Source organism: Citrobacter sp. Cpo126, from assembly GCF_030332445.1.
Classification (GTDB): Bacteria; Pseudomonadota; Gammaproteobacteria; order Enterobacterales; family Enterobacteriaceae; genus Citrobacter; species Citrobacter portucalensis.
In genome coordinates this window covers 515673-536172 of record NZ_JAOWHT010000043.1, presented here as the reverse complement: position 1 = coordinate 536172, position 20500 = coordinate 515673, and the positions used below count along the sequence as shown (strand labels likewise).

At 51.8% G+C, this 20500-nt stretch carries 17 protein-coding genes; 3 read left to right on the top strand and 14 right to left on the bottom strand.

Annotated features, from left to right (window positions below):
• Positions 1-10: 10 nt before the first annotated feature.
• From wcaF to OGY17_RS22990, 9 genes are all read right to left on the bottom strand, one after another.
• Complete coding sequence (gene wcaF / locus OGY17_RS23030; protein WP_001153539.1) at positions 11-565, bottom strand: colanic acid biosynthesis acetyltransferase WcaF; 555 nt, start codon at positions 563-565, stop codon at positions 11-13.
• Positions 566-574: 9 nt separating this feature from the next.
• Positions 575-1321, bottom strand: a complete 747-nt coding sequence (gene wcaE / locus OGY17_RS23025) for a colanic acid biosynthesis glycosyltransferase WcaE (protein ID WP_008785198.1) — start codon at positions 1319-1321, stop codon at positions 575-577.
• Positions 1322-1326: 5 nt separating this feature from the next.
• Positions 1327-2544 (bottom strand): colanic acid polymerase WcaD, encoded by a 1218-nt coding sequence (wcaD, locus tag OGY17_RS23020; RefSeq protein ID WP_020996654.1) that lies wholly within the window; start codon positions 2542-2544, stop codon positions 1327-1329.
• Positions 2519-3736 (bottom strand): colanic acid biosynthesis glycosyltransferase WcaC, encoded by a 1218-nt coding sequence (wcaC, locus tag OGY17_RS23015; RefSeq protein WP_008785200.1) that lies wholly within the window; start codon positions 3734-3736, stop codon positions 2519-2521. Before wcaC ends, wcaD begins: the two co-directional genes overlap by 26 nt.
• Entirely contained in the window at positions 3733-4221 is a 489-nt protein-coding gene (gene wcaB, locus OGY17_RS23010; RefSeq protein WP_008785201.1) for a colanic acid biosynthesis acetyltransferase WcaB, read from the bottom strand. Before wcaB ends, wcaC begins: the two co-directional genes overlap by 4 nt.
• A 2-nt stretch (positions 4222-4223) precedes the next feature.
• The gene (wcaA, locus tag OGY17_RS23005) at positions 4224-5066 is read right to left on the bottom strand and encodes a colanic acid biosynthesis glycosyltransferase WcaA (RefSeq protein WP_008785202.1); all 843 of its coding nucleotides are present in this window, start codon (positions 5064-5066) and stop codon (positions 4224-4226) included.
• A gap of 72 nt (positions 5067-5138) precedes the next feature.
• Positions 5139-7301, bottom strand: a complete 2163-nt coding sequence (gene wzc, locus OGY17_RS23000; protein WP_020996655.1) for a tyrosine-protein kinase Wzc — start codon at positions 7299-7301, stop codon at positions 5139-5141.
• Complete coding sequence (wzb, locus tag OGY17_RS22995; RefSeq protein WP_008785204.1) at positions 7298-7747, bottom strand: low molecular weight protein-tyrosine-phosphatase Wzb; 450 nt, start codon at positions 7745-7747, stop codon at positions 7298-7300. The genes wzc and wzb overlap by 4 nt, the downstream gene beginning before the upstream one ends.
• Positions 7748-7752: 5 nt before the next feature.
• Positions 7753-8892, bottom strand: coding sequence for a polysaccharide export protein (locus OGY17_RS22990; RefSeq protein WP_003834266.1), 1140 nt, complete (start codon positions 8890-8892; stop codon positions 7753-7755).
• A 655-nt stretch (positions 8893-9547) separates the two neighbouring features.
• On the opposite strand from OGY17_RS22990, the gene OGY17_RS22985 reads away from it, so the two are divergent.
• A complete protein-coding gene (locus tag OGY17_RS22985) occupies positions 9548-11131 on the top strand; it encodes a TerC family protein (RefSeq protein ID WP_032941964.1) in 1584 nt (527 codons plus the stop codon).
• Positions 11132-11175: 44 nt separating this feature from the next.
• Here the strand turns inward: OGY17_RS22985 and asmA are convergent, their stop codons facing one another.
• The 3 genes from asmA to udk all read right to left on the bottom strand — a co-directional run bounded on the left by asmA (position 11176) and on the right by udk (position 14370).
• The gene (gene asmA / locus OGY17_RS22980) at positions 11176-13029 is read right to left on the bottom strand and encodes an outer membrane assembly protein AsmA (protein WP_008785206.1); all 1854 of its coding nucleotides are present in this window, start codon (positions 13027-13029) and stop codon (positions 11176-11178) included.
• A gap of 26 nt (positions 13030-13055) precedes the next feature.
• On the bottom strand, positions 13056-13637 hold the full coding sequence (dcd, locus tag OGY17_RS22975; protein ID WP_003834269.1) for a dCTP deaminase: 582 nt from the start codon (positions 13635-13637) through the stop codon (positions 13056-13058).
• A 91-nt stretch (positions 13638-13728) separates the two neighbouring features.
• Positions 13729-14370, bottom strand: coding sequence for a uridine kinase (udk, locus tag OGY17_RS22970; RefSeq protein WP_003036776.1), 642 nt, complete (start codon positions 14368-14370; stop codon positions 13729-13731).
• 315 nt (positions 14371-14685) lie between these two features.
• Here udk and OGY17_RS22965 point away from each other — a divergent pair, with 315 nt between their 5' ends.
• Positions 14686-18015 (top strand): diguanylate cyclase, encoded by a 3330-nt coding sequence (locus OGY17_RS22965; protein WP_286608430.1) that lies wholly within the window; start codon positions 14686-14688, stop codon positions 18013-18015.
• On the opposite strand, the gene alkA is transcribed toward OGY17_RS22965, so the two are convergent.
• Positions 17983-18852, bottom strand: coding sequence for a DNA-3-methyladenine glycosylase 2 (gene alkA / locus OGY17_RS22960; protein WP_191215610.1), 870 nt, complete (start codon positions 18850-18852; stop codon positions 17983-17985). The two genes, OGY17_RS22965 and alkA, sit on opposite strands and share 33 nt — an antisense overlap.
• 136 nt (positions 18853-18988) lie before the next feature.
• Between alkA and yegD the strand changes: the two genes are divergently transcribed.
• A complete protein-coding gene (gene yegD, locus OGY17_RS22955) occupies positions 18989-20341 on the top strand; it encodes a molecular chaperone (RefSeq protein WP_032943940.1) in 1353 nt (450 codons plus the stop codon).
• 99 nt (positions 20342-20440) lie between these two features.
• Here yegD and OGY17_RS22950 read toward each other — a convergent pair whose 3' ends face one another.
• Positions 20441-20500: a type I toxin-antitoxin system Ibs family toxin gene (locus OGY17_RS22950; RefSeq protein WP_106672390.1), complete on the bottom strand. Its 60-nt coding sequence runs from the start codon at positions 20498-20500 to the stop codon at positions 20441-20443.

The window sequence follows — 20500 nt, the reverse complement described above, 5'->3', positions numbered from 1 at the left end:
AGTGATCCCCTCAGGGAGTAACTTTCTCGACGCGTTCGCGCGTGACTACTGCGGGATTTCCCCGACAAACAACATTTGCTGGCAGCGATTTAAATACGCTGCTTCGTGCTCCAACGACGGTGCCATCACCAATCGTCACGCCAGGCGCGACAAAGACATCTGTCGCCAACCAGCATTTAGCGCCAACCACAATCGGCGTGGCGTTAATATCAAAATGTTGACTGGCATAATCATGACTCCCGGTGCATAAATAACTTTTTTGCGAAATAACCGCATGGGCGCCAATCGTAATATCACCTAACGTATATAAAACCGCGTCGTCACCCACCCAGGCATAATCTCCCAGGGTTAATTTCCACGGATAAGTAATTTTTACTGAAGGCCGAATGACTACGTTTTTTCCTATTTTTGCGCCAAACATTCGTAATAAAAATGCACGCCAGCGATACATGACCTGTGGAGACCAGCGAAATAATGTTGCTTGCACCGCCCACCATAATTGCACTTTAATAGCACCACCGCCGCGAAAACCTCCAGGCACTTTAAATCCGCTTAAGTCCTGCATAATATGCCCTTACGTTTTCCCATATAAGGTTTTTGTTTTACCGGTTGTGCGCAGACGTAAATATTCTGACAAACCGGTCCAAAAACCTGGCATGTGTAATATCTGGCGCTGTACTTTTTTGGCATCCCGACACAATTCCAGATTATTCGTCGTTGACACTCCGCCCATAGAAAACTCCGATACCAACCCGCTAAGCTTTTTAAAAGCGTAACCGGACTTGTATAATTGGGCTGCCAACGCGTAATCAGACGATATTTTATATTGCAAATCATAATGCCAGACATTCAGTCCTGAGAGCGGAAAGAATATCGCTTGATGACTGGCGGGCAGGCTGTGATAAATATACCAACCCGGTTTTGCCCGGCGCTTAATTTTGTTGCCATTGCCGAAATCCAGCAACGCATCGCCAATGACCATGGTTTGGTCGCTCTGCATTTTTAGCTGGCGGATAAAATGTGCCGCATCCGCATGCAAAATATCCCCGGAGTTGAGGAACAGCGCGAACCGCCCGCGCGCCATCGCGATGCCTTTGTTCATCGCATCATAGATGCCGTTATCCGGCTCGCTGACAAACCGTAACCGGTGTTCCCCACTGAGCCCTTCAAGAAACGCCGACGTACCATCCGAGGAGCCGCCATCAACAACAATCCACTCAAAACTGATATCACCCGCTTGCGCCAGATGTGCCAGCGATGCGTGAGTTTTGACGATCCCTTCCAGATTGCGAAAGGCGACGGTAATGATACTGAGCAGCATGTGAGTTACCTCGCGATATTCAGCGCCTTGCGCAATATAAACGGACACACAATTAAAAATGCGTATTCCGGACTAAATACTGAACCTGTAAAAAACAGTGACAACGGTGTAAAAAGATAAAGCTGCACCCGATAATTCTGATTATCGCCAAACGCATTGATCATCATTTTCATGACCTTCCCCATGTACCACAGGGCTAATATCACCGCGAACCATGAAAAATAAATAATCAGCAGATACAAACCATTGTCTATTGTTTTACCGACATCTGCACCGTTAAAAATTCCGAATGAAGCAACGTATTCATAAAGTGAGCCAAATCTCACTACGCCATCAACGTTCAGTAACGAATAACCGACCATCACTAATGGCCCTACGATACGATAATACGATGACGAACCTTCAGTTCCTAAATCACCAAGCCGCGTTGCGATGTACGGAAAAGCAAATATCACCCCAACTAAAAACACGCTTAATGAGATTATCGCCAGCGGCAGCTTCTTTTTTATCGCATCCTTATTCAGGTACTGGAACGCCCACTCCAGGAGATAAAACAAAATAAACGTCATTACCCCTGAAAACGATCCTGATAATATTATCCCTGCCAGAATCATAGCATCGGACTTAGGTGTTTTGATACCAAACTGTTTGATGCTGAGCCAAATTGAGATTAACGCCAGAGCGAAGAATGCCGGTTCGAAATAGAGCGCAGTGGTACGTTTCCCACCAAACTTAATAAAGTTCAGAACATAGCTGTTACTGTAAATAAGATATTTCGAAATAACTTCCATTAAACTGCTGCCGCCGCTAAGAATTATCTGTGCCATTTCAACCGCAGCTAACCCCACCACCAGTCCCACCACCAGCCAGAAAAAACGCAAAATCTTAATATAGTTATGCGGTGAAATGGTTTTGAAGCGAATACTCCACACCATGCCAATGATCACCACGGTATAAACAAACAGCATCGCTGACGTTACGTACTTGCTTGCATCCAGTGATTGGCCGAACAGGTAGTTAAACGCCGTCAGCCCGCCCCCTACGCCCAGCGCAATCATTAATTTTTTGATATTGATGCGCTCGACAAACAGCAACAGCAGAACGGGCAAGAACGTGACGATGGTTATCGGGAAGCTCTCGCCAAGCTGGGCAAGTTTGACGTTAACCAGCAGATAAAGCAGCGGTAGCACCAGATAGCTACAGATTCTGATAGAACGAGACATATTCCTCCAGCATCTGTTGCCCACTGTATGCCACCCGACTGCGCTGACTGAACGCGGTAAGGGACGTGTCAAATACCGCCTGCGCAATGTCTGATTTTTTCAGCTGCACCAGCTGCAATACGTCCGCTTCGCTGAACGTTTTGCCGCCTGATTTAGCCAGCACTTCCTGCGCGGCATCGCTGTGCGTGGCAATTACCGGTACGCCGATGGAAAGCGCTTCACACAGAATCAGCGGGTAGTTATCGACACGGGAGCTGAACACCAGTCCATCCATCTGGTTAAGCGCACTCATCAACGTGCGCTTATCGCTCTCAAAACCGTGGTTGATGACGTTATCTCCCGCAAATGGCGAAAATTTGCCGAAGGTATGCAGCTCAATTTTGTCCCCAAGCGCGCTAATCGCTCGCACCAGTTGTTGACTGGTTTTGCCGTCATAGCGCAGGTCATGAGCTACCACGGCAATTTTCGGCCGACCGCTCTCCGCAGGCATCGCGGGTAGTTCGGCAAGAATGGCTTCAGTTGCCACATCAATACCGTTGTTAATAATGTGACATCGTCCCACGCCATACAGGCTGTTGAATGCCTCGGCCACATGTTGACTGGGTGAGATAAACTGGCAGCCCAGCGCCAGCATGGCGCGAAACATCTGCCGCTTGCCGGGCAACTGCTGATGGGCTTTATCGATTTTTACCGGCGGATAGTTGCTGAGCGTTGGGCATTTCTGGCAGCCCGTTTTCCAGCCTTCGCAGCCATCAGTAAAGGCACAGCGCCCGGTCACGCTCCAGTGATCGTGCAGCGTCCAGACGAAGGTGATATCCGATTTATGCGCCTTCACTTTTTGGCAAAAGGTCACCACCTCTTCCAGGTTCAACCAGTAGCTGTGCAACACATGAAAATGCAGTACCAGTGGGCCGCTGGTGCAGGTAACTTCACGGTATAACTTGTTGAGATTGCCAAACATGTCGCGGTTCGCGAAACGAAATAGCGCAATATTCGCCACCGATGTCAGACGCGGCGTATGTTTGATAACATGCGGATAATCCCTGTGGCTGGCGCTTTTCTTGCCACCTTTGCCATAGCCGTACACAAAGCGCGACGACAGTCCTTTTTCCAGCGACCTCAGATGCAAATCTAACGCCACGCCTGCTGCACCGCCTTCTGCGAGTCGCACATTAAACTGTAATATCTTCATTTTATTACCTTCACCCGTGCCTTCTCGCCCACGACCAGCGTATTGTCCGGGACGCTATCCACCACGACGCTCCCGGCGCCAATCGTCACGTTATCTCCAATAGCAACGTCGCCGAGCAGAGTGACATTGGCCCCCAACTCAACGCCGTTACCGATGACCGGACAAGATGGATCGTTGGCACCAAGATTGCCGATAGTGACGCCGTGGCGTAGGGTAAAATCATCCCCCGCCACCACGTTTTTATTGATAACCACCCCATAACCATGATGGATGGTGAAACGACGACCGATTGATGCAGCAGCCTGAATTTCATAGCCAAACAGGCATTCGGTGATAAGGCGATACAGCACCAGCACCGGCGCCGCCCACAGGTTGTTTATGATGTTTTTTTTACGCCAGACGGAGCAAAAATGGGCAATCCGATAGGCCACCACCATGCAGCAGGGGCGCAGACTCCAGCCGTTCGCGCGTAAATCTTCCAGCATACTTAGCGTCCTCGCAGTCCGTCGGCCAGACGCTTACTGTTGCGAACAGAAAGCAGCGTCAGCAGCGTGCGCCAGTTCATCCGTTTGTTGCGGATCTGATAGAGGGTAAACAACTGATATTTCTTGCTGGCCCGGTCAAATTTGCCTTTGTGCTTGCGGTAAAACTGAAAGTAGCCGGAGAATTTATTCGGCGATGAGGTAATACGCATCTCGCCGTGATTCACATGCAGGATCTGCGTCGCCTCTTTGACCTTCCACGGTTTGCCATACGCCACCACCATGCGCAGGAAGATGTCGTAATCCTGCGCCGCTTTCAGCGTGGTATCGAACAGGCATGCTTTAAACCGCCATGCCCAGGTAAATACCTGATTACCAATGATGTTGCGCTTATAAAACCTGCGGCGTGAATAAACGGACTTCGGATAGAGCGGCAGACTGGTCGGCTGCGAATACACTTCGCCCTCACAGACATAGTCATTGGCATACAGAAACGCCCGTGTGACCAGTTGATGCCGATACTGCAGGAACACGCTCAGTCGGTTCGGCGTCCATTCATCATCATCATCAATCCCCGTAATGTATTGCCCGTTGGCCAGCATAATGGCCTGATTACGCACCGCACAGGCCCCGGAGTTGGTGGAATTATGCGTATACGACACGCGCGGATCGTTGAGTTCCTCAACAAACTGCTGCAACTGCTCATATGAGGAAGAGCAATCATCCACAATGATCATCTCCCAGTGAGGGTAGTCCTGGCGCAACACCGATTTAATCGCCCGAATGGCCAGCTGCTGGCGGTTCCAGGTTGGCATATAAATTGAAATTAGCGGGTTTTCTGTCGTCATTTTCGTTTCCGGATAGATACGCTTTTGTAGGCCGGATAAGGCGTTTTCGCCTCATCCGGCAGGGTTGGTGATTTATTTCGCATCCGACGTGTATTCGTATTCGTAGTAGCCGTAATCCTGATACCCGCTGGCACGGCGGAAGATCGAGTTGAGGATCACCCCTTTCACCTGAATGCCGTTTTGCTCGAAGCGACTCAGGCTGGTTTCCACCTCTTTCAGCGTGTTGACCGCATAACGCGCCACCATCAGCGTGGTGCCGACATGACGGCCAACAATCGCCGCGTCGGTCACCGCCAGAATTGGTGGGGTGTCAATCAACACCAGGTCATAGTGCGAGCTGGCCCAGGCAATCAGTTCGCCGAAACGTTCGCTCATCAACAGCTCGGAAGGATTGGGAGGGATTTGACCACGAGGGATCAGATCAAAATGCGGAATCGATGTCGGTTTGGCGCTGGATGAGATATCCCCCTTGCCAATCAGGATCTCAGACAGGCCGTTGACGTTATTGGTCCCCAGCAGTTCGTGGGTATAGCCTTTGCGCATATCGCAGTCGATCAACAGCACGCGTTTGTTGGTCTGGCTGATGACTGCCGCCAGGTTGGCGCAGACAAACGTTTTACCAATCGACGGGCTGACGCCGGTCAGCATCAACACGTTGTTACGCGCCTGCATCATGGCAAAGTGCAGGCTGGTACGCAGGCTACGGACCGCTTCTATGGCGAGATCCGTTGGATTCCCCACGGCCAACAGCTGGCTTTGCTTGTAGCGTTTCACACCTTTAATGGTCTGAACGTTATCACGCGCTTTTTGCCATTCAGATAGCGGAATACTGGCATACACGCTGATACCATGCTCTTCCAGCGCCTGCGGGCTTTCAATACCGCGATTAAACAGAGAACGCAGCAGTACGCCCACCACCGAAAGCATTAAACCGAGAATGATACTGCCGAGAATAATCAGCGCCGTTTTCGGCTTCAGCACGCCAGGTTGGGCAATCGCGGGATCGACAATGCGCACATCACCGACCGTACTGGCCTCGGTAATCTTCAGTTCCTGTTGCTTGTTCAGCAACTGCATATAGACCTGCTGACCGGACTCCACATCACGCGTCAGACGAACAATTTCCTGCTGCGTTTTCGGCATCGCCGTTACGCGCCCGTTCAGCTTACTTTTCTCATCTTCCAGCGCCTGGCGTTTTTCCAGCAGCGTGCGGTACGCCGGATGCGCTTTGGTGAACAGCTTGGAAATCTCCGCTTCTTTGAAGGTCAGTTCATTCAGCTGCGCATCGATATTCACCATCGAATCCAGCACCGCTTTGGCTTCCAGCGGCAAATCCACGGAGTCTTTATCCTGACGAAAGGCGTTCAGCTTGTTTTCAGCAACGTCCAGCCGATTACGCACCTCAGGCAGTTGCTTTGCCAGAAACGCCAGACTTTTGGCAGCCTCTTCGGATTTACGTTCCACGTTTTGTTGCAGATAGTTGCGGGTAATACTGTCGAGGATCTGGCGGATTTGCTCGCGGTCTTCACCGGTAAACGTCAGGCTCAATACGCCGGTGTCTTTGCCTGTTTCCGCCACCATCAGATTATTTTGCAGGGTGTTTATCATGCCCAGCGTGGAGAATTTGCTGACGGTAAATTGGCTCTCCGGGCTGGCATGAATCGCCTCAACCAGCATCGTCACGCCATCGTGTTCCAACACTTTGCCGACTTGCCCCCGGGCGCTAAAACCCCCGTCACTCACCAGTTGATAGCTTGTGTCATTCAGCACATTGAGCGTGAAGGTCTGTTCATTCATTGCCTTTGGCAGCGTGAAGGTGGTCACATTAACCGTTTCGTTCTGGCGGCCCATCAGCCGGTCCCAGCCCGCGCCAAAAATAGGGAATGTATCTTTGGTAACGGCGATATCGAGGTTAAGATCGTCTACCGTTTTCCCTAATACCAGACGCGACTGGATGAGCTGAATTTCCGCTTCCGAGGCCGGCGGTTTGTTCGACAACGCCGAGCCAATATCCTGCACCAGTGAATTTCCGGTATTTTGCTCAATTTGCACCAGCGCGTCCGCACTGTAGATGGGTGTGGCGAACAGCGTGTAGACCGCGGCACACAATGCAAAAGCCGTGGTAATACCTAATACCCACCAGCGGGCTTCCACCACCGTTGCAACCAGACGACCAATATCGATTTCATCATTGCCCGTTAGCGGCGCAGCAGACTGTTTAACTTTTTCTGTCATTGTTTTCCCTGCTCTGCGTTCAGTGCCTGAGCCCATTGGCGGGCAGACCGTTCAAGTAATGCGTACACCGCGTCAAACGCATCACGGCTTTTACGATACGGATCGGGAATTTCGCGCTCGCTGTCCCAGTGCCCAAAAAGCATCACTTTGCCGCGCATCTCCGGCACCATTTCACACAAGGCAGAGATATGGCGCTTTTCCATGGTCAGGATCAGGTCATACTCCCGGCACATTCGTCCCGAGATCTGCCGGGCACAATGATTATCCAGTGACAGGTTGTGCTCCTGCGCCACGCTAATAGCACACGGATCCGCGCCTTTCCCCACCAGCGCCCCAAGACCGGCTGAAGAGACCGTTAACGCCGGATGAAATTGCCTTAATAAGCGCTCTGCCGTCGGGGAACGACAAATGTTCCCCACACAGACAACTAAGATTTTGTTAAACATGATGATTACCAGTTGTGAAGGTCGCTGGCCGTGTCCGTCATATAGCGAACACCGCTAATAGTCGGCAGCAACTGATTGATCAAACGGTTCCAGCGAGCAACCGGCGCGGTAGTGACGTACACCACATCGTATGGCTGGAGTCGGAATGATGTTGCCATCACCAGCGACGTCGCATCGGACATATCAAGCTGATAGATATTGGCGATCTTGCCGTTGTTCCCGCCCTCACCTTTCAATGGTCGAATAACGAAAATGCCGCTGGCATTGGAGGTGGTCAGGTCAATACCTTCGGCATTGCCCAGCGCTTCGGTAAGCGTCATGCCGCTGAAGTCCATTTTGAGGGTGCTCTGTTTTTTCACTTCCCCCATTACGAAGACTTTCAGATCGTCATTACGCGGAACAAACAGAATGTCGCCAGGATAGAGCAGCCGGTTCTGGCTCAGGTCGCCATTTTGCATCAGCGCTTGCAGTGAAATACGTTGCTCCTGCCCTTTATGAGTCAGTACAACGTTGCGCCAGTCTGCTGCCTCGGTGAGACCGCCAGCGGCGTTAATGGCATCGAGAACGGTAAGCGGTACGTTGGTGATGGCCTGCTGGCCGGATTTGTTCACCTGCCCGGAGACATAGGCCTTCTGCGAGCGGAAAGCGGCGATATTAACGTCCACCTGCGGGTCAGCAATGTACTTCGCTAAGCGCCCGGTAATATCACTACGAATCTCTGCCAACGTTTTTCCCACCACGCTGACTTTGCCGATGTAGGGGTAAAACATGGTGCCATCAGGCTGCACCCAGTTGCCGGTATCGCTTGAGCTACGGTACTGCCCAGCTGGCGTGGTGAGTTCAGGATGGTCCCAGACGGTCACATTCAGGACATCCCCCGGGCCGACCCGGTACTGATATCCGGAAATCTCCTGGTCCAGCGACATATTTGGCTGGGCAACATTTGGTCGAGGACGTAATTGTTCGACCAGCCGTGGCGTAAGTGGATAAACATTCACCATGCGATCGATATCAAAATCAGCGTCCTGCTGTTTAATCACATCTTTGCCCATCGTAGACATATTGCTGCCCGGAAGCACGGTACAACCGTTTATCAAGATCACCGATACCAATACTGGCATCAATTTAAGTTTGGATTTCATCATTGATTATTTATCACTTTGGCAGAGTATTTATCACATGCAATCTAAATAGCGACTTCGCCTGTACGTATTTACCTTGCCGTTAATTGAAATGGAATTTAACTGGCATCAGTCCTAAAAAAAATGAATTCATCTGCGGTCTCTTGACAGAATAATTTAGGCTTGTTTCAGGCGACCAGACACGCTACCGCCCCTGGCTTCACTAGCTACCAATGCACTGATTAATTTAAATTTTTATCCTCTCCTTTATTTTCATCACATTTACAGCGTTAACGCATCGGGAATGGCGCCACTGATTGATGAGGAAATATTTATCTTTTGATTATTACCGCAAGAATTGTTGCAGCTATGCGAATATCAGGCAAGATAACAAACCGCCGATACCTGGCTTTTAAGATTAATATTAAGCGTCGGATTTATATATTTTTAGGATTTTATTGATATTGACAACATTGATATAGAAATACTCCACCTGCGATATTTCCTAAATATATTTAGATTAATAAAATCATTTCCTGTAGTTACATTAAGGCTATTATCCTGCATCAGTTCTGATATAACCGACAGAGAAATCCCTTCTCGCCATTGCATTTTTCGCCAGTTTTACCCATGATCGAATTGTGACAATTGTCATACAACTATGGGTATAGCATTTACTATGGAATGGATTGCCGATCCGTCAATCTGGGCCGGACTGGTCACGTTAATCGTGATCGAACTTGTTCTTGGCATTGATAATCTTGTTTTTATTGCCATCCTCGCGGAGAAACTACCTCCTGCCCAGCGGGATAAGGCGCGTATTACCGGGCTACTGCTGGCGATGGTTATGCGCCTGCTGCTGCTGGCATCAATATCCTGGCTGGTAACGCTGACCACGCCGCTGTTCAGCATTCGCGATCTCAGCTTCAGCGCCCGCGATCTGATCATGCTGTTCGGTGGTTTCTTCCTGCTGTTTAAAGCCACTATGGAGCTCAACGAACGGCTGGAAGGGAAAGACAGCGATAACCCCACCCAGCGTAAAGGCGCTAAGTTCTGGGGTGTGGTCGCGCAAATCGTGGTGCTTGATGCCATCTTCTCTCTGGATTCCGTCATTACCGCTGTTGGCATGGTCGATCACCTGGCGGTGATGATGGCGGCAGTCATTATTGCCATCAGCCTGATGTTGCTGGCCAGCAAGTCGCTGACGCGCTTTGTTAACAGCCATCCAACTATTGTTATTCTGTGTCTGAGCTTCCTGCTGATGATTGGTTTCAGTCTGGTGGCCGAAGGGTTTGGTTTCCATATCCCGAAAGGTTACCTGTACGCGGCCATCGGCTTCTCGGTCATGATCGAAGCATTGAACCAGTTGGCTATCTTTAACCGTCGTCGCTTCCTCTCAGCCAACCATACTCTGCGCCAGCGCACCGCCGAGGCGGTAATGCGACTGCTGAGCGGGCAAAAAGAAGATGCCGAACTGGATGCCGAAACCGCGGCGATGCTGGCGGATCATCATGAAGGTCAGATTTTTGCGCCTCAGGAGCGGCGGATGATTGAACGTGTGCTGAACTTCAATCAGCGTACCGTCAGCAGTATCATGACCTCGCGCCATGATATTGAACATATCGACCTCAATGCGCCCGAAGCAGAAATCCGCGCCTTACTGGAAAAAAACCAGCATACGCGTCTGGTGGTCACTGGCGAAGACGAGCAGGAGGAACTGCTGGGCGTGGTGCATGTCATCGATTTACTGCAACAGTCTCTGCGCGGCGAACCGCTCGACCTGCGCGTCTTGATTCGCCAGCCGCTGGTGTTCCCGGAGACCTTGCCGCTGCTTCCGGCGCTTGAGCAGTTCCGTAATGCCCGCACGCACTTCGCGTTTGTAGCCGATGAATTTGGTTCCGTCGAAGGGATTGTGACGCTGAGTGATGTGATGGAAACCATCGCCGGCAATCTGCCAAACGAGGTAGAGGAAATCGACGCCCGTCATGATATTCAGAAAAACGCCGATGGTTCGTGGACCGCTAACGGACATATGCCACTGGAAGACCTGGTGCAGTACGTGCCTATCCCGTTAGACGATAAGCGTGAGTATCACACCATTGCCGGACTGTTAATGGAGTATTTGCAGCGCATCCCGAAAACCGGGGAGGAAGTCCAGGTTGGCGACTATCGGCTAAAAACCCTGCAGGTGGAAAATCATCGCGTGCAAAAGGTCCAGCTGATACCGCTACACGGTGAAGAAGAGATGGATTACGAGGTGTAAGTCACGAGCCGGATGGGGCATTAGCCACCATCCGGCAATATGAATCAGAGCTTATCCAGCAACTTTTTAACATCTTTGCCGTTGCGGGAATCTTTATTGCGATCTGCCCAGTCATTCAGACGACGTTTTGCTTCATCCTGCAGATGCTTACGCAAAAGCTGATCAACTTGCAGACTGTAGTTCAGTGATTGCCACTGGCCATAGACCCTGAGAGGAACCGGGGTGGCCTTCAGGAAACTAATCAACTTACTTTCGCCATCCCAACCGCCCAGCACGCGAATGTTAAACAGCGTGTCGCAATTCTGCTTCACCAGATCTAACGTTCCTTTGCCGGTTAGCGCCAACATCGCGGACTCCCCTGCCATGTTATCCAGCGTCACCTCACCGTTATCCAGCGTCATATCGGTTACAAAATGATCCAACCGGGTCACGTTATCGAGGTTTTGCTGAGATTTAACATCCCCACCGCTGCGTTCTACAGCCTGTTGAATCATCTGCTGGAAGTTCATCCCTTCCATTCGCGTATCGTTCATTTCGACATGGGCCTGCCCTTGCCAGCTATGGCGAAACGCCTGGGCGTCAATATCTGAGCCGGAAAAATCTCCCGCCAGCGACAGCTTGCCGGTGAGTGCGATGGGGTAATCAAAGGCCTTCAGAATCGTGCCAATTTCCACACCTTCCAGGCGCGGATGAAAGACCGCTCGCGGTTCTCCTTTTCTGGCATCCAGCGTGCCGGGCAGTGAGATCAGCCCGCCATCACTTTTTCCCTGCAACTGCGCAATGTTCAGTAAGCCGAACTGGTTGTCTATTTTTGCCGAAACATTCTCAAACGCCATTTTCCGCCACAGCACTTTGTCAGCCTGCAAAGCGATGTCTGCCGAAAAACCCTTGAGTCCCTGATACGAAACGGCATCAACCTGGGAAGCAATGACGGGGCGCGCCAGCGTTGACTGACTCTGACCTTGCTGAACATCACCTTTTGCTGTCGCCGCTGCATCATGCTGTACGAGCAGGTTATCCAGATTGAGCTGACCAAATTTTAAGTCGACGGCCCATTCCGGTTTTTCCAACAAGGCCACATGTGCTTGCCCGGAGAACGAAGAGTCATTGGCGGTCAAATTTATCTGGCTAAACGAAAGCTGTTTTTTCTCTTCCAGCCATTGCGCCTGAAGATGTCCCTGACCGTTGATCCCCTGGGGCGGCAGATCGGCCCCCTGCAATTGCCAGCTTAACTGCTCGATATTCGCAGATAAGTTGTGCGGATAATCGGAGGCATCGACCGTGCCGTTAAAGGATAACGCGAGATCGCGCTGATCGCGGTTCACACGCCCGGAAAAATCAAACGTGCCGCGGTGCTGGCTATCTTGTTCCATCTCCAGACGAATATCACGAACGGTAACTTGTTCGTCGTCTTCATGCTGGAATACCAGAACACTGTCGGCAACGCGCAAACGGGCGATATCAAACGACCACCCTTTGTCTTCCGCCAGATCGGGCAACATATTGTCTTTTGGGGCAACGGGCGCATCTTTACCGCGCACCGCCTCAGTTTGCGGGGTCAGTTGAATCACTGCGCCTTTGAGCATCACCTGCTTCACGCTGAGCTGGTGGCTCAACAGCGGCCACAACGCGACGTCGAGACGCATATTGTCGGCACGAATCAGAGGCTCGCTGGCGCCTTCAGCTGTTAACACCACTCGCCCTGAGAGGATACTCAGTTGCGGCCATACGTGCCAACGCAGGGGGCCATCCAACTGCAGCTGATATCCGCTACGTGCGGCAACCTGCTTGACCATATACGCGCGGAAATCATTCGGATTCACCAACAGTACTAACGCAGAAAAGCCAGCCACCAGCACGACCAGAAGAATCATCAGCGTCGTCAGAAATCGTCTCATGCTATCCCCAATGGACTGAAAAACACTCAGTCTTTATCGATCCGGCTGGCAACGGCGCCCTGCTGGTCGCGATACTTCGCATCCTGACGACGGTTGTATGGTCGCGCTGCCGGACCGGAAAGCGGTTCGAAACTTAGCGCGCCAATCGGCATGCCCGGACGCAGAGCCAGCGGTAATTTTCCGGAGTTGTAAAACTCCAGTACGATACAGCCAGACCAGCCCGGATCGATACGGTGTGCGGTGACGTGTACCATCAGTCCCAGACGCGCCAGAGATGAACGGCCATCTAACCAACCGACGAGATCGGAAGGCAACGTCACGGATTCGAATGTTACTGCCAGCGCAAGCTCACCCGGATGCAAGAAGAATGCCTCGCCGTCCTTGAGGACGATTTCATCACTCATCACGCGATCCAGCGCGGCGCTGACTTCATCTTTCGGTCCGCTCAAATCGATATACGCCGCCGTATGACCGCGGAACGTACGGAATTTGTTGCCAAGACGCACATCTACCGTGGCGCCATTGATTCGCTCGACAGGAGGGCGTGGAGTGATCGACAGGCGACCTTCATCCAACCAGGCTTCAATATCTCGGTCACATAAACGCATGGCACTTTCTCCTTTCGTGCTTCAAACCCTTAATGCCAGGTGCGTTAAGGGTGAACCAGGTTATCACTGAACGGTACACAATTCGCTGAACTTATTCAAAGAACTGACTGATTTTAGCCTTCAGAATATCGATGGCGATGCGGTTTTTACCCCCGCGCGGCACAATGATGTCGGCGTATTGCTTTGAAGGCTCAATAAATTGCAGGAACATTGGACGGACGGTTTTCTGGTATTGCGCCATCACCGAATCCATTGAACGACCACGTTCATTCACATCCCGCTTGATACGGCGCATCAGACAAATATCCAGCGGCGTATCAACAAAAATAGAAAAGTTCATCTCATCGCGCAAACGCGCATCCGTCAGCAGCAAAATGCCTTCCAGGATAATGACTTTCTTCGGTTCGATATGAATAGTGTCTTGCGTACGCGTGTGCTCAACATAGCTATAAACCGGCAGCTCAATGGCAGAGCCGCGCTTCAGCGTTTGCAGATGTTGAAACAGCAGGCTGTGGTCCATCGCGTTCGGATGGTCGTAGTTGGTTTTTACGCGTTCTTCCATCGACAGATGGCTTTGATCTTTGTAATAGCTGTCTTCGGGAATAACGCCAATATGTTCGTCACCGACTTGTTCACGCAATTCGCGATAAAGAGTACTGGCAATAAGGCTCTTGCCGGAAGCCGATGCGCCGGCAATGCCGATAATGACGCACTGATGGGACTGATCAGTCATAAATTTAGCGACCTGATTAACCTGGATGTAAGGAAGGGCGGCGTCGAAACGCCAAACGCGGCAATTATAGGGATTTCAGCGGCGCGATGCCACCCCAGGCTGCACCAATGCTGTCCCTGTCGCAAATTAAAATGGTCAGATTTAGAACAGCCGCTATATTTATTCACCTGCCTTAGGAATTAATAGCTTGGGAGTGTTAATTTATGAGCAGCTGGCGTATAAATTGTAAATTGTTTGTACTAGCATAATCCCAGATTAAATGTGATGCGTCCGGCATCTCTGCTGGGCGACAACGGCTATTTGGGTAGAGTGGTAATGAGTAAACAATCCCAACATGTTTTAGTTACCTTACCCCATCCTCTACTGCGCCTGGCCAGTTTAGGTCTGGTGGCTTTCATCTTTACGTTGTTTTCGCTGGAACTATCACGTTACGGCGCACAGCTTGCCCCTCTGTGGTTTCCAACCTCTATCATGATGGTGGCTTTTTACCGTCACGCGGGAAAGATGTGGCCTGGGATCGCGCTGGCTTGCTCATTCGGTAGCATCGGCGCCTCTTTACTTTTTTTCCCCGGACAGTCGCTTAATTTCTCCTATACGGTCATTAACATTATTGAGGCTGTTGTTGGCGCAATGTTATTGCGTAAACTGCTGCCCTGGTACAATCCCTTACAAAATTTGAATGACTGGGCGCGCCTGGCATTTGGTAGCGCGGTTGTTCCGCCACTGTTGGGCGGCATTTTGATGTGGTTGTTGCTGCCGAAGGACACGTCGTTAAATACCTTTCTCATTTGGGTACTGTCAGAATCCATTGGCGCACTGGCGTTGGTGCCGTTAGGTTTACTGTTTAAACCACATTACCTGTTGCGCCATCGCGACCCGCGATTATTGCTTGAGACCCTGATTACCCTGCTGGTGACCTTAACGCTCAGTTGGCTGTCCATGATGTACATTCCATGGCCATTTACCTGCGTTATTGTCCTGCTGATGTGGAGCGCTGTCCGTCTGCCGCGTATGGAGGCGTTTTTAATATTCCTCAGCACCGTGATGATGGTTTCGCTGATGCTGGCTGCCGACCCTTCGCTGCTTTACACCCCGAAACCGAACATGATGACGGACATCCCCTGGTTGCCGTTTTTGATGATCCTGTTGCCAGCTAATATGATGACCATGGTGATGTACGCGTTTCGAGCCGAACGCAAGCACATTTCAGAAAGCGAGTCACGCTTTCGCAACGCCATGGAATATTCCGCGATTGGCATGGCGTTAGTCGGTACCGAGGGGCAATGGTTACAGGCCAATAAAGCCTTGTGTCAGTTTCTGGGCTATAGCCAGGAGGAGTTACGTTCACTGACCTTCCAGCAATTAACCTGGCCGGAAGATTTGAACAACGACATTGAACAGCTGAACATGCTGGCACGCGGAGAGATTAATAGCTATTCCATGGAAAAACGCTATTACACCCGTTCGGGCGACGTCGTCTGGGCGTTGCTGGCCGTTTCGTTGGTACGTCATAGCGACAATACCCCACTCTATTTTATCGCGCAGGTTGAGGACATTAACGACCTGAAGCATACCGAGTGGATTAACAAACGGTTGATGGAGCGCATTACCCTCGCCAATGAAGCCGGGGGGATTGGGATCTGGGAATGGGAACTCCAGCCTGACGTGATCAGCTGGGATAAACGGATGTTCGATCTCTACGAAGTTCCTGCGCATATCAAGCCCAGTTGGCAAGTCTGGTATGAGTGCGTGGTACCCGAAGATCGTGAGTACGCCGAAAATGTGATTCGTGATTCGCTGGCCGCACGGGCTCCGTTCAAACTTGAGTTTCGTATCGCGGTAAAAGATGGCATACGCCATATCCGCTCGTTGGCCAACCGGGTACTGAATAAAGACGGTGAAGTTGAACGCTTACTTGGTATCAATATGGATATGACCGAAGTCAAGCAGCTTAACGAAGCGCTGTATCAGGAAAAAGAGCGCCTTCACATTACGCTGGATTCAATCGGCGAAGCGGTGATTTGTATTGATGTCGATATGAACGTGACCTTTATGAATCCGGTTGCTGAGAAAATGAGCGGCTGGCAGCAGGACAGTGCCATCGGCATTCCGCTATTGACGGTACTACATATTACTTTTGGCGAGAACGGTCCGCTGATGGAAAATATCTACAGTGCTGACATGTCACGTACGGCAATCGAACAGGAAGTGGTTCTGCATTGTCGTAACGGCAACAGTTATGACATTCAGTACAGCATCACGCCCCTCAGCACCCTCGACGGCGGCAGCATTGGCTCGGTGTTGGTTATTCAGGACGTCACAGAGTCGCGGAAGATGCTCCGCCAGCTTAGCTACAGCGCCTCGCATGATGACCTGACCCAGTTGGCAAACCGGGTCAGCTTCGAAAACCATCTAAAACAATTGCTGCATTCGGTACACGACACGCACCAGCGCCATGTACTGGTTTTTATCGATTTGGATCGTTTTAAAGCGGTGAACGACAGCGCGGGTCATGCCGCCGGCGATGCTCTGCTGCGTGAACTCTCTGCACTTATGCTCAGCATGTTGCGATCCAGCGATATGCTGGCACGCCTGGGCGGCGACGAGTTTGGTCTGTTGCTACCGGATTGTAATATCGAAAGCGCCCGCTTTATCTCAGGTCGCATCATCAGCGCCATCAACGATTACCACTTTATGTGGGAGGGCCGGTTACACCGCATTGGCGCCAGTGCGGGGATTACGCTCATTGATGAGAAAAACCATGTCGCGACCGATGTGATGTCTCAGGCCGATATCGCCTGCTACGCGGCGAAAAACAGCGGCCGTGGGCGAGTCTGTGTCTATGAACCTCAGCAAAGCCAGGCCCATGCCGCGCGTAGTCAACTGACATTGGATGAACAAAGACACACCATTATGCACAATCCAATGCTGATGATCGCCAGAGGTGTGGCTTCCCCGCGTATACCGGAGACGTTTAGCTTTTGGCTTCTCTCGCTTCGCTTAGGCACCGCTGAGGGTGAAGTCATTGAGGAGCAAGCCTTCCGCGCCGGGCTGGTCGATCCCGCGTTAAGCAAGGCGCTTGACCGTCGGGTATTTAGCGAGTTCTTCCAGAACTCTGCCCAAGCAGTAGCCAGTAAGGGCCTCAGTATTGCCCTGCCCCTTTCCGCCGTCGGCCTGCTCAACACAGAACTTATCGATGAGTTGCTGGAGCACTTGCAACGCAGTCCACTACCGCCGCGATTGCTGCATCTGACCATTCCGGCAAGCGTCATCAAAACCAACCCAACGCAGGCGATATCCGCCCTGCATCGGCTGCGCCAGTACGGCTGTCGAATTGTATTAAGTCAGGTTGGTCGCGATTTAGAGCTCTTTGACAACCTGAAATATCACATTGTCGATTACCTGTTGCTCGACAGCGAGCTAAGTGCCAGCGCTCCCGGCAACCTGAACGACGAAATGTGGGTGTCCATTATCCAGGGTCATGCCCAGCGCCTGGACATAAAAACTATCGCCGGTCCGGTGCAGTTGCCACTCATCATGGATACGCTTTCTGGCATCGGTGTTGATATGATTTATGGCGATATTATTGCCGACGCCCAACCGCTGGATCTGCTACTGAATACCAGTAATTTCGCCATCAACTGACGGTTGCCAGCCATCCGTATACCAAATATGCAACAGGGCATAGGAGCGCCAGGGTTTCCAGCGCTCTGCATACCGTCGGATCTGGGCCGGTGTCATGCCGGGAAAACGCTGTTTAATCAGATAATCATCCGGCAGAAAAACGTCCTTCGCCTGCCAACCACGTAGCGCGAAATAGTTGGCGGTCCAGCGCCCTATCCCGGGAAACGTTTGTAGCTGCTTAACGCCTTGTTCGATATCGGCAGGGGCTGTTGTCGCGAGCGTTCCTTCAAGGGTTGCATGAGCCAGGTGAATCAACGCTTCAGCGCGTTTGAGCGGCATTCCTAACGCTTTCAGGCGTAGCGGATCGGCATTGGCAAGCGCTTCCGGCGTAGGAAAACACACATACTCGGGCGCATCCTCCAGCGCTTCCCCGTAAGCGTGCGCCACTTTCGCCGTCAGTTTAGCGGCCATCAATACGCTGACTAACTGCCCTAAAATCGCCCGTACCCCTTGCTCAAACGCATCGACACATCCCGGCAGGCGCAGTCCCGGACGCGCCGCACCGAGGCTACCCAGCGCGGCGATAATTTGCTGCGGGCAACAGCCAAGATCGAACAAGCGCGTTATTTTTGCCAGACACTCGGAGGCGACCGGCTGTAACCCTGTGCTCAATGTCACGTGTAGCACGTTGGCGTGCAGATCCGGGACAACGCGCACCAGACCACGATGCCCCCCTACGCACAGGCTTCTGACATAGCTCAGTTCCTCTACGGTTTCGACACCTTCAACCGCACGGGCGGCAAGAAATCCCAGCATCCAGGGCCAGTCATAAGGTGGTTGCCAGCTCAGCGTGAACATTCAGTTTTCCTTTTTACGCAAACCTACAGCATAAACGGTATTCAATCAGTACGCCTTGCTTTCATATTCCAGTTGTCGGGGCGTCAACTATTCGTTAAAGTCACGCCCCTTCTTCACTGGCATGGGGATTTTTACGGTGTTTATTGGTTTTGACTACGGTACGGCAAACTGTTCAGTGGCCGTTATGCGTGATGGGCAGCCCCACCTGCTCAAAATGGAAAATAACAGCACGCTGCTACCCTCAATGCTGTGCGCACCAACGCGCGAAGCGGTTAGCGAGTGGCTGTATCGCCATCACGACATCCCAACTACGGACGATGAAACGCAGGCGCTGCTTCGCCGTGCGATGCGCTACAACCGCGAAGAAGACATCGACGTTAACGCCAACAGCGTACAGTTCGGTCTGGCATCGCTGGGTCAGTATATTGAAGACCCGGAAGAGGTGTACTTCGTTAAATCGCCAAAATCATTTTTGGGCGCCAGCGGTCTGAAGCCGCAGCAGGTTGCGCTGTTTGAAGATCTGGTCTGTGCAATGATGCTGCACATTCGCAACCAGGCGCAAAGCCAGCTGCCGGAAGCTATCACTCAGGCCGTGATTGGTCGGCCCATCAACTTCCAGGGATTAGGTGGCGATGACGCCAACACCCAGGCGCAGGGTATTCTTGAACGTGCGGCCAAACGCGCCGGTTTTCAGGATGTCGTCTTCCAGTACGAGCCGGTAGCGGCGGGACTGGATTACGAAGCAACGCTGCAGGAAGAAAAACGCGTGTTGGTGGTGGATATCGGCGGGGGTACGACCGACTGTTCACTGCTGCTGATGGGGCCGCAATGGCATCAGCGTGCCGATCGCGAAAACAGCCTGCTGGGACACAGTGGCTGCCGCGTAGGCGGGAACGATCTGGATATCGCGCTGGCGTTTAAACACCTGATGCCACTGCTAGGTATGGGCGGTGAGACAGAAAAAGGTATCGCCTTACCGATTCTCCCGTGGTGGAACGCGGTCGCAATCAACGACGTTCCCGCGCAAAGTGATTTCTATAGCAGCGCCAACGGTCGACTGCTCAACGATCTTGTCCGCGACGCGAGAGAAGCCGATAAAGTCGCTCTGCTGCTTAAAGTCTGGCGCGAGCGTCTGAGCTATCGCCTGGTGCGTAGTGCAGAAGAGAGCAAAATCGCACTCTCCGACCAGACTATTGTAACGGCGGCGATACCGTTTATCAGCGACACGCTGGCAACCGATATCAATCAACACGGACTGGAAGCTGCGCTCAATCAGCCCCTGGCGCGTATTCTCGAGCAGGTCCAGCTGGCGCTGGACAACGCACAGGAAAAACCAGACGTGATTTATCTGACCGGCGGCAGCGCGCGTTCGCCGCTGATTAAAAAAGCCCTCGCCCAGCAGCTTCCCGGGATCCCTATCGCGGGTGGCGATGACTTCGGTTCTGTCACCGCCGGACTGGCCCGCTGGGCTGACGTTGTTTTCCGCTAAGCCGCTCGCATGCTGAAAAGTGTGCGTATTGACATCATCCTTGCTGTGGCTTATTTTCAGGAGTGAGGGTTAGGGAAGGTTTCCCCTCCCCCTGGTGTCTTAGTAAGCCGGTAAGCTAATGACTAAGAGTATCACCAGTATGATGACGTACTTCATCAT

Bases quoted from the DNA above. Each gene is read 5' to 3' on its own strand.
- wcaF (WP_001153539.1), bottom strand. From the start codon at position 565: ATGCAGGACTTAAGCGGATTTAAAGTGCCTGGAGGTTTTCGCGGCGGT.
- wcaE (WP_008785198.1), bottom strand. From the start codon at position 1,321: ATGCTGCTCAGTATCATTACCGTCGCCTTTCGCAATCTGGAAGGGATC.
- wcaD (WP_020996654.1), bottom strand. From the start codon at position 2,544: ATGTCTCGTTCTATCAGAATCTGTAGCTATCTGGTGCTACCGCTGCTT.
- wcaC (WP_008785200.1), bottom strand. From the start codon at position 3,736: ATGAAGATATTACAGTTTAATGTGCGACTCGCAGAAGGCGGTGCAGCA.
- wcaB (WP_008785201.1), bottom strand. From the start codon at position 4,221: ATGCTGGAAGATTTACGCGCGAACGGCTGGAGTCTGCGCCCCTGCTGC.
- wcaA (WP_008785202.1), bottom strand. From the start codon at position 5,066: ATGACGACAGAAAACCCGCTAATTTCAATTTATATGCCAACCTGGAAC.
- wzc (WP_020996655.1), bottom strand. From the start codon at position 7,301: ATGACAGAAAAAGTTAAACAGTCTGCTGCGCCGCTAACGGGCAATGAT.
- wzb (WP_008785204.1), bottom strand. From the start codon at position 7,747: ATGTTTAACAAAATCTTAGTTGTCTGTGTGGGGAACATTTGTCGTTCC.
- OGY17_RS22990 (WP_003834266.1), bottom strand. From the start codon at position 8,892: ATGATGAAATCCAAACTTAAATTGATGCCAGTATTGGTATCGGTGATC.
- OGY17_RS22985 (WP_032941964.1), top strand. From the start codon at position 9,548: ATGGAATGGATTGCCGATCCGTCAATCTGGGCCGGACTGGTCACGTTA.
- asmA (WP_008785206.1), bottom strand. From the start codon at position 13,029: ATGAGACGATTTCTGACGACGCTGATGATTCTTCTGGTCGTGCTGGTG.
- dcd (WP_003834269.1), bottom strand. From the start codon at position 13,637: ATGCGTTTATGTGACCGAGATATTGAAGCCTGGTTGGATGAAGGTCGC.
- udk (WP_003036776.1), bottom strand. From the start codon at position 14,370: ATGACTGATCAGTCCCATCAGTGCGTCATTATCGGCATTGCCGGCGCA.
- OGY17_RS22965 (WP_286608430.1), top strand. From the start codon at position 14,686: ATGAGTAAACAATCCCAACATGTTTTAGTTACCTTACCCCATCCTCTA.
- alkA (WP_191215610.1), bottom strand. From the start codon at position 18,852: ATGTTCACGCTGAGCTGGCAACCACCTTATGACTGGCCCTGGATGCTG.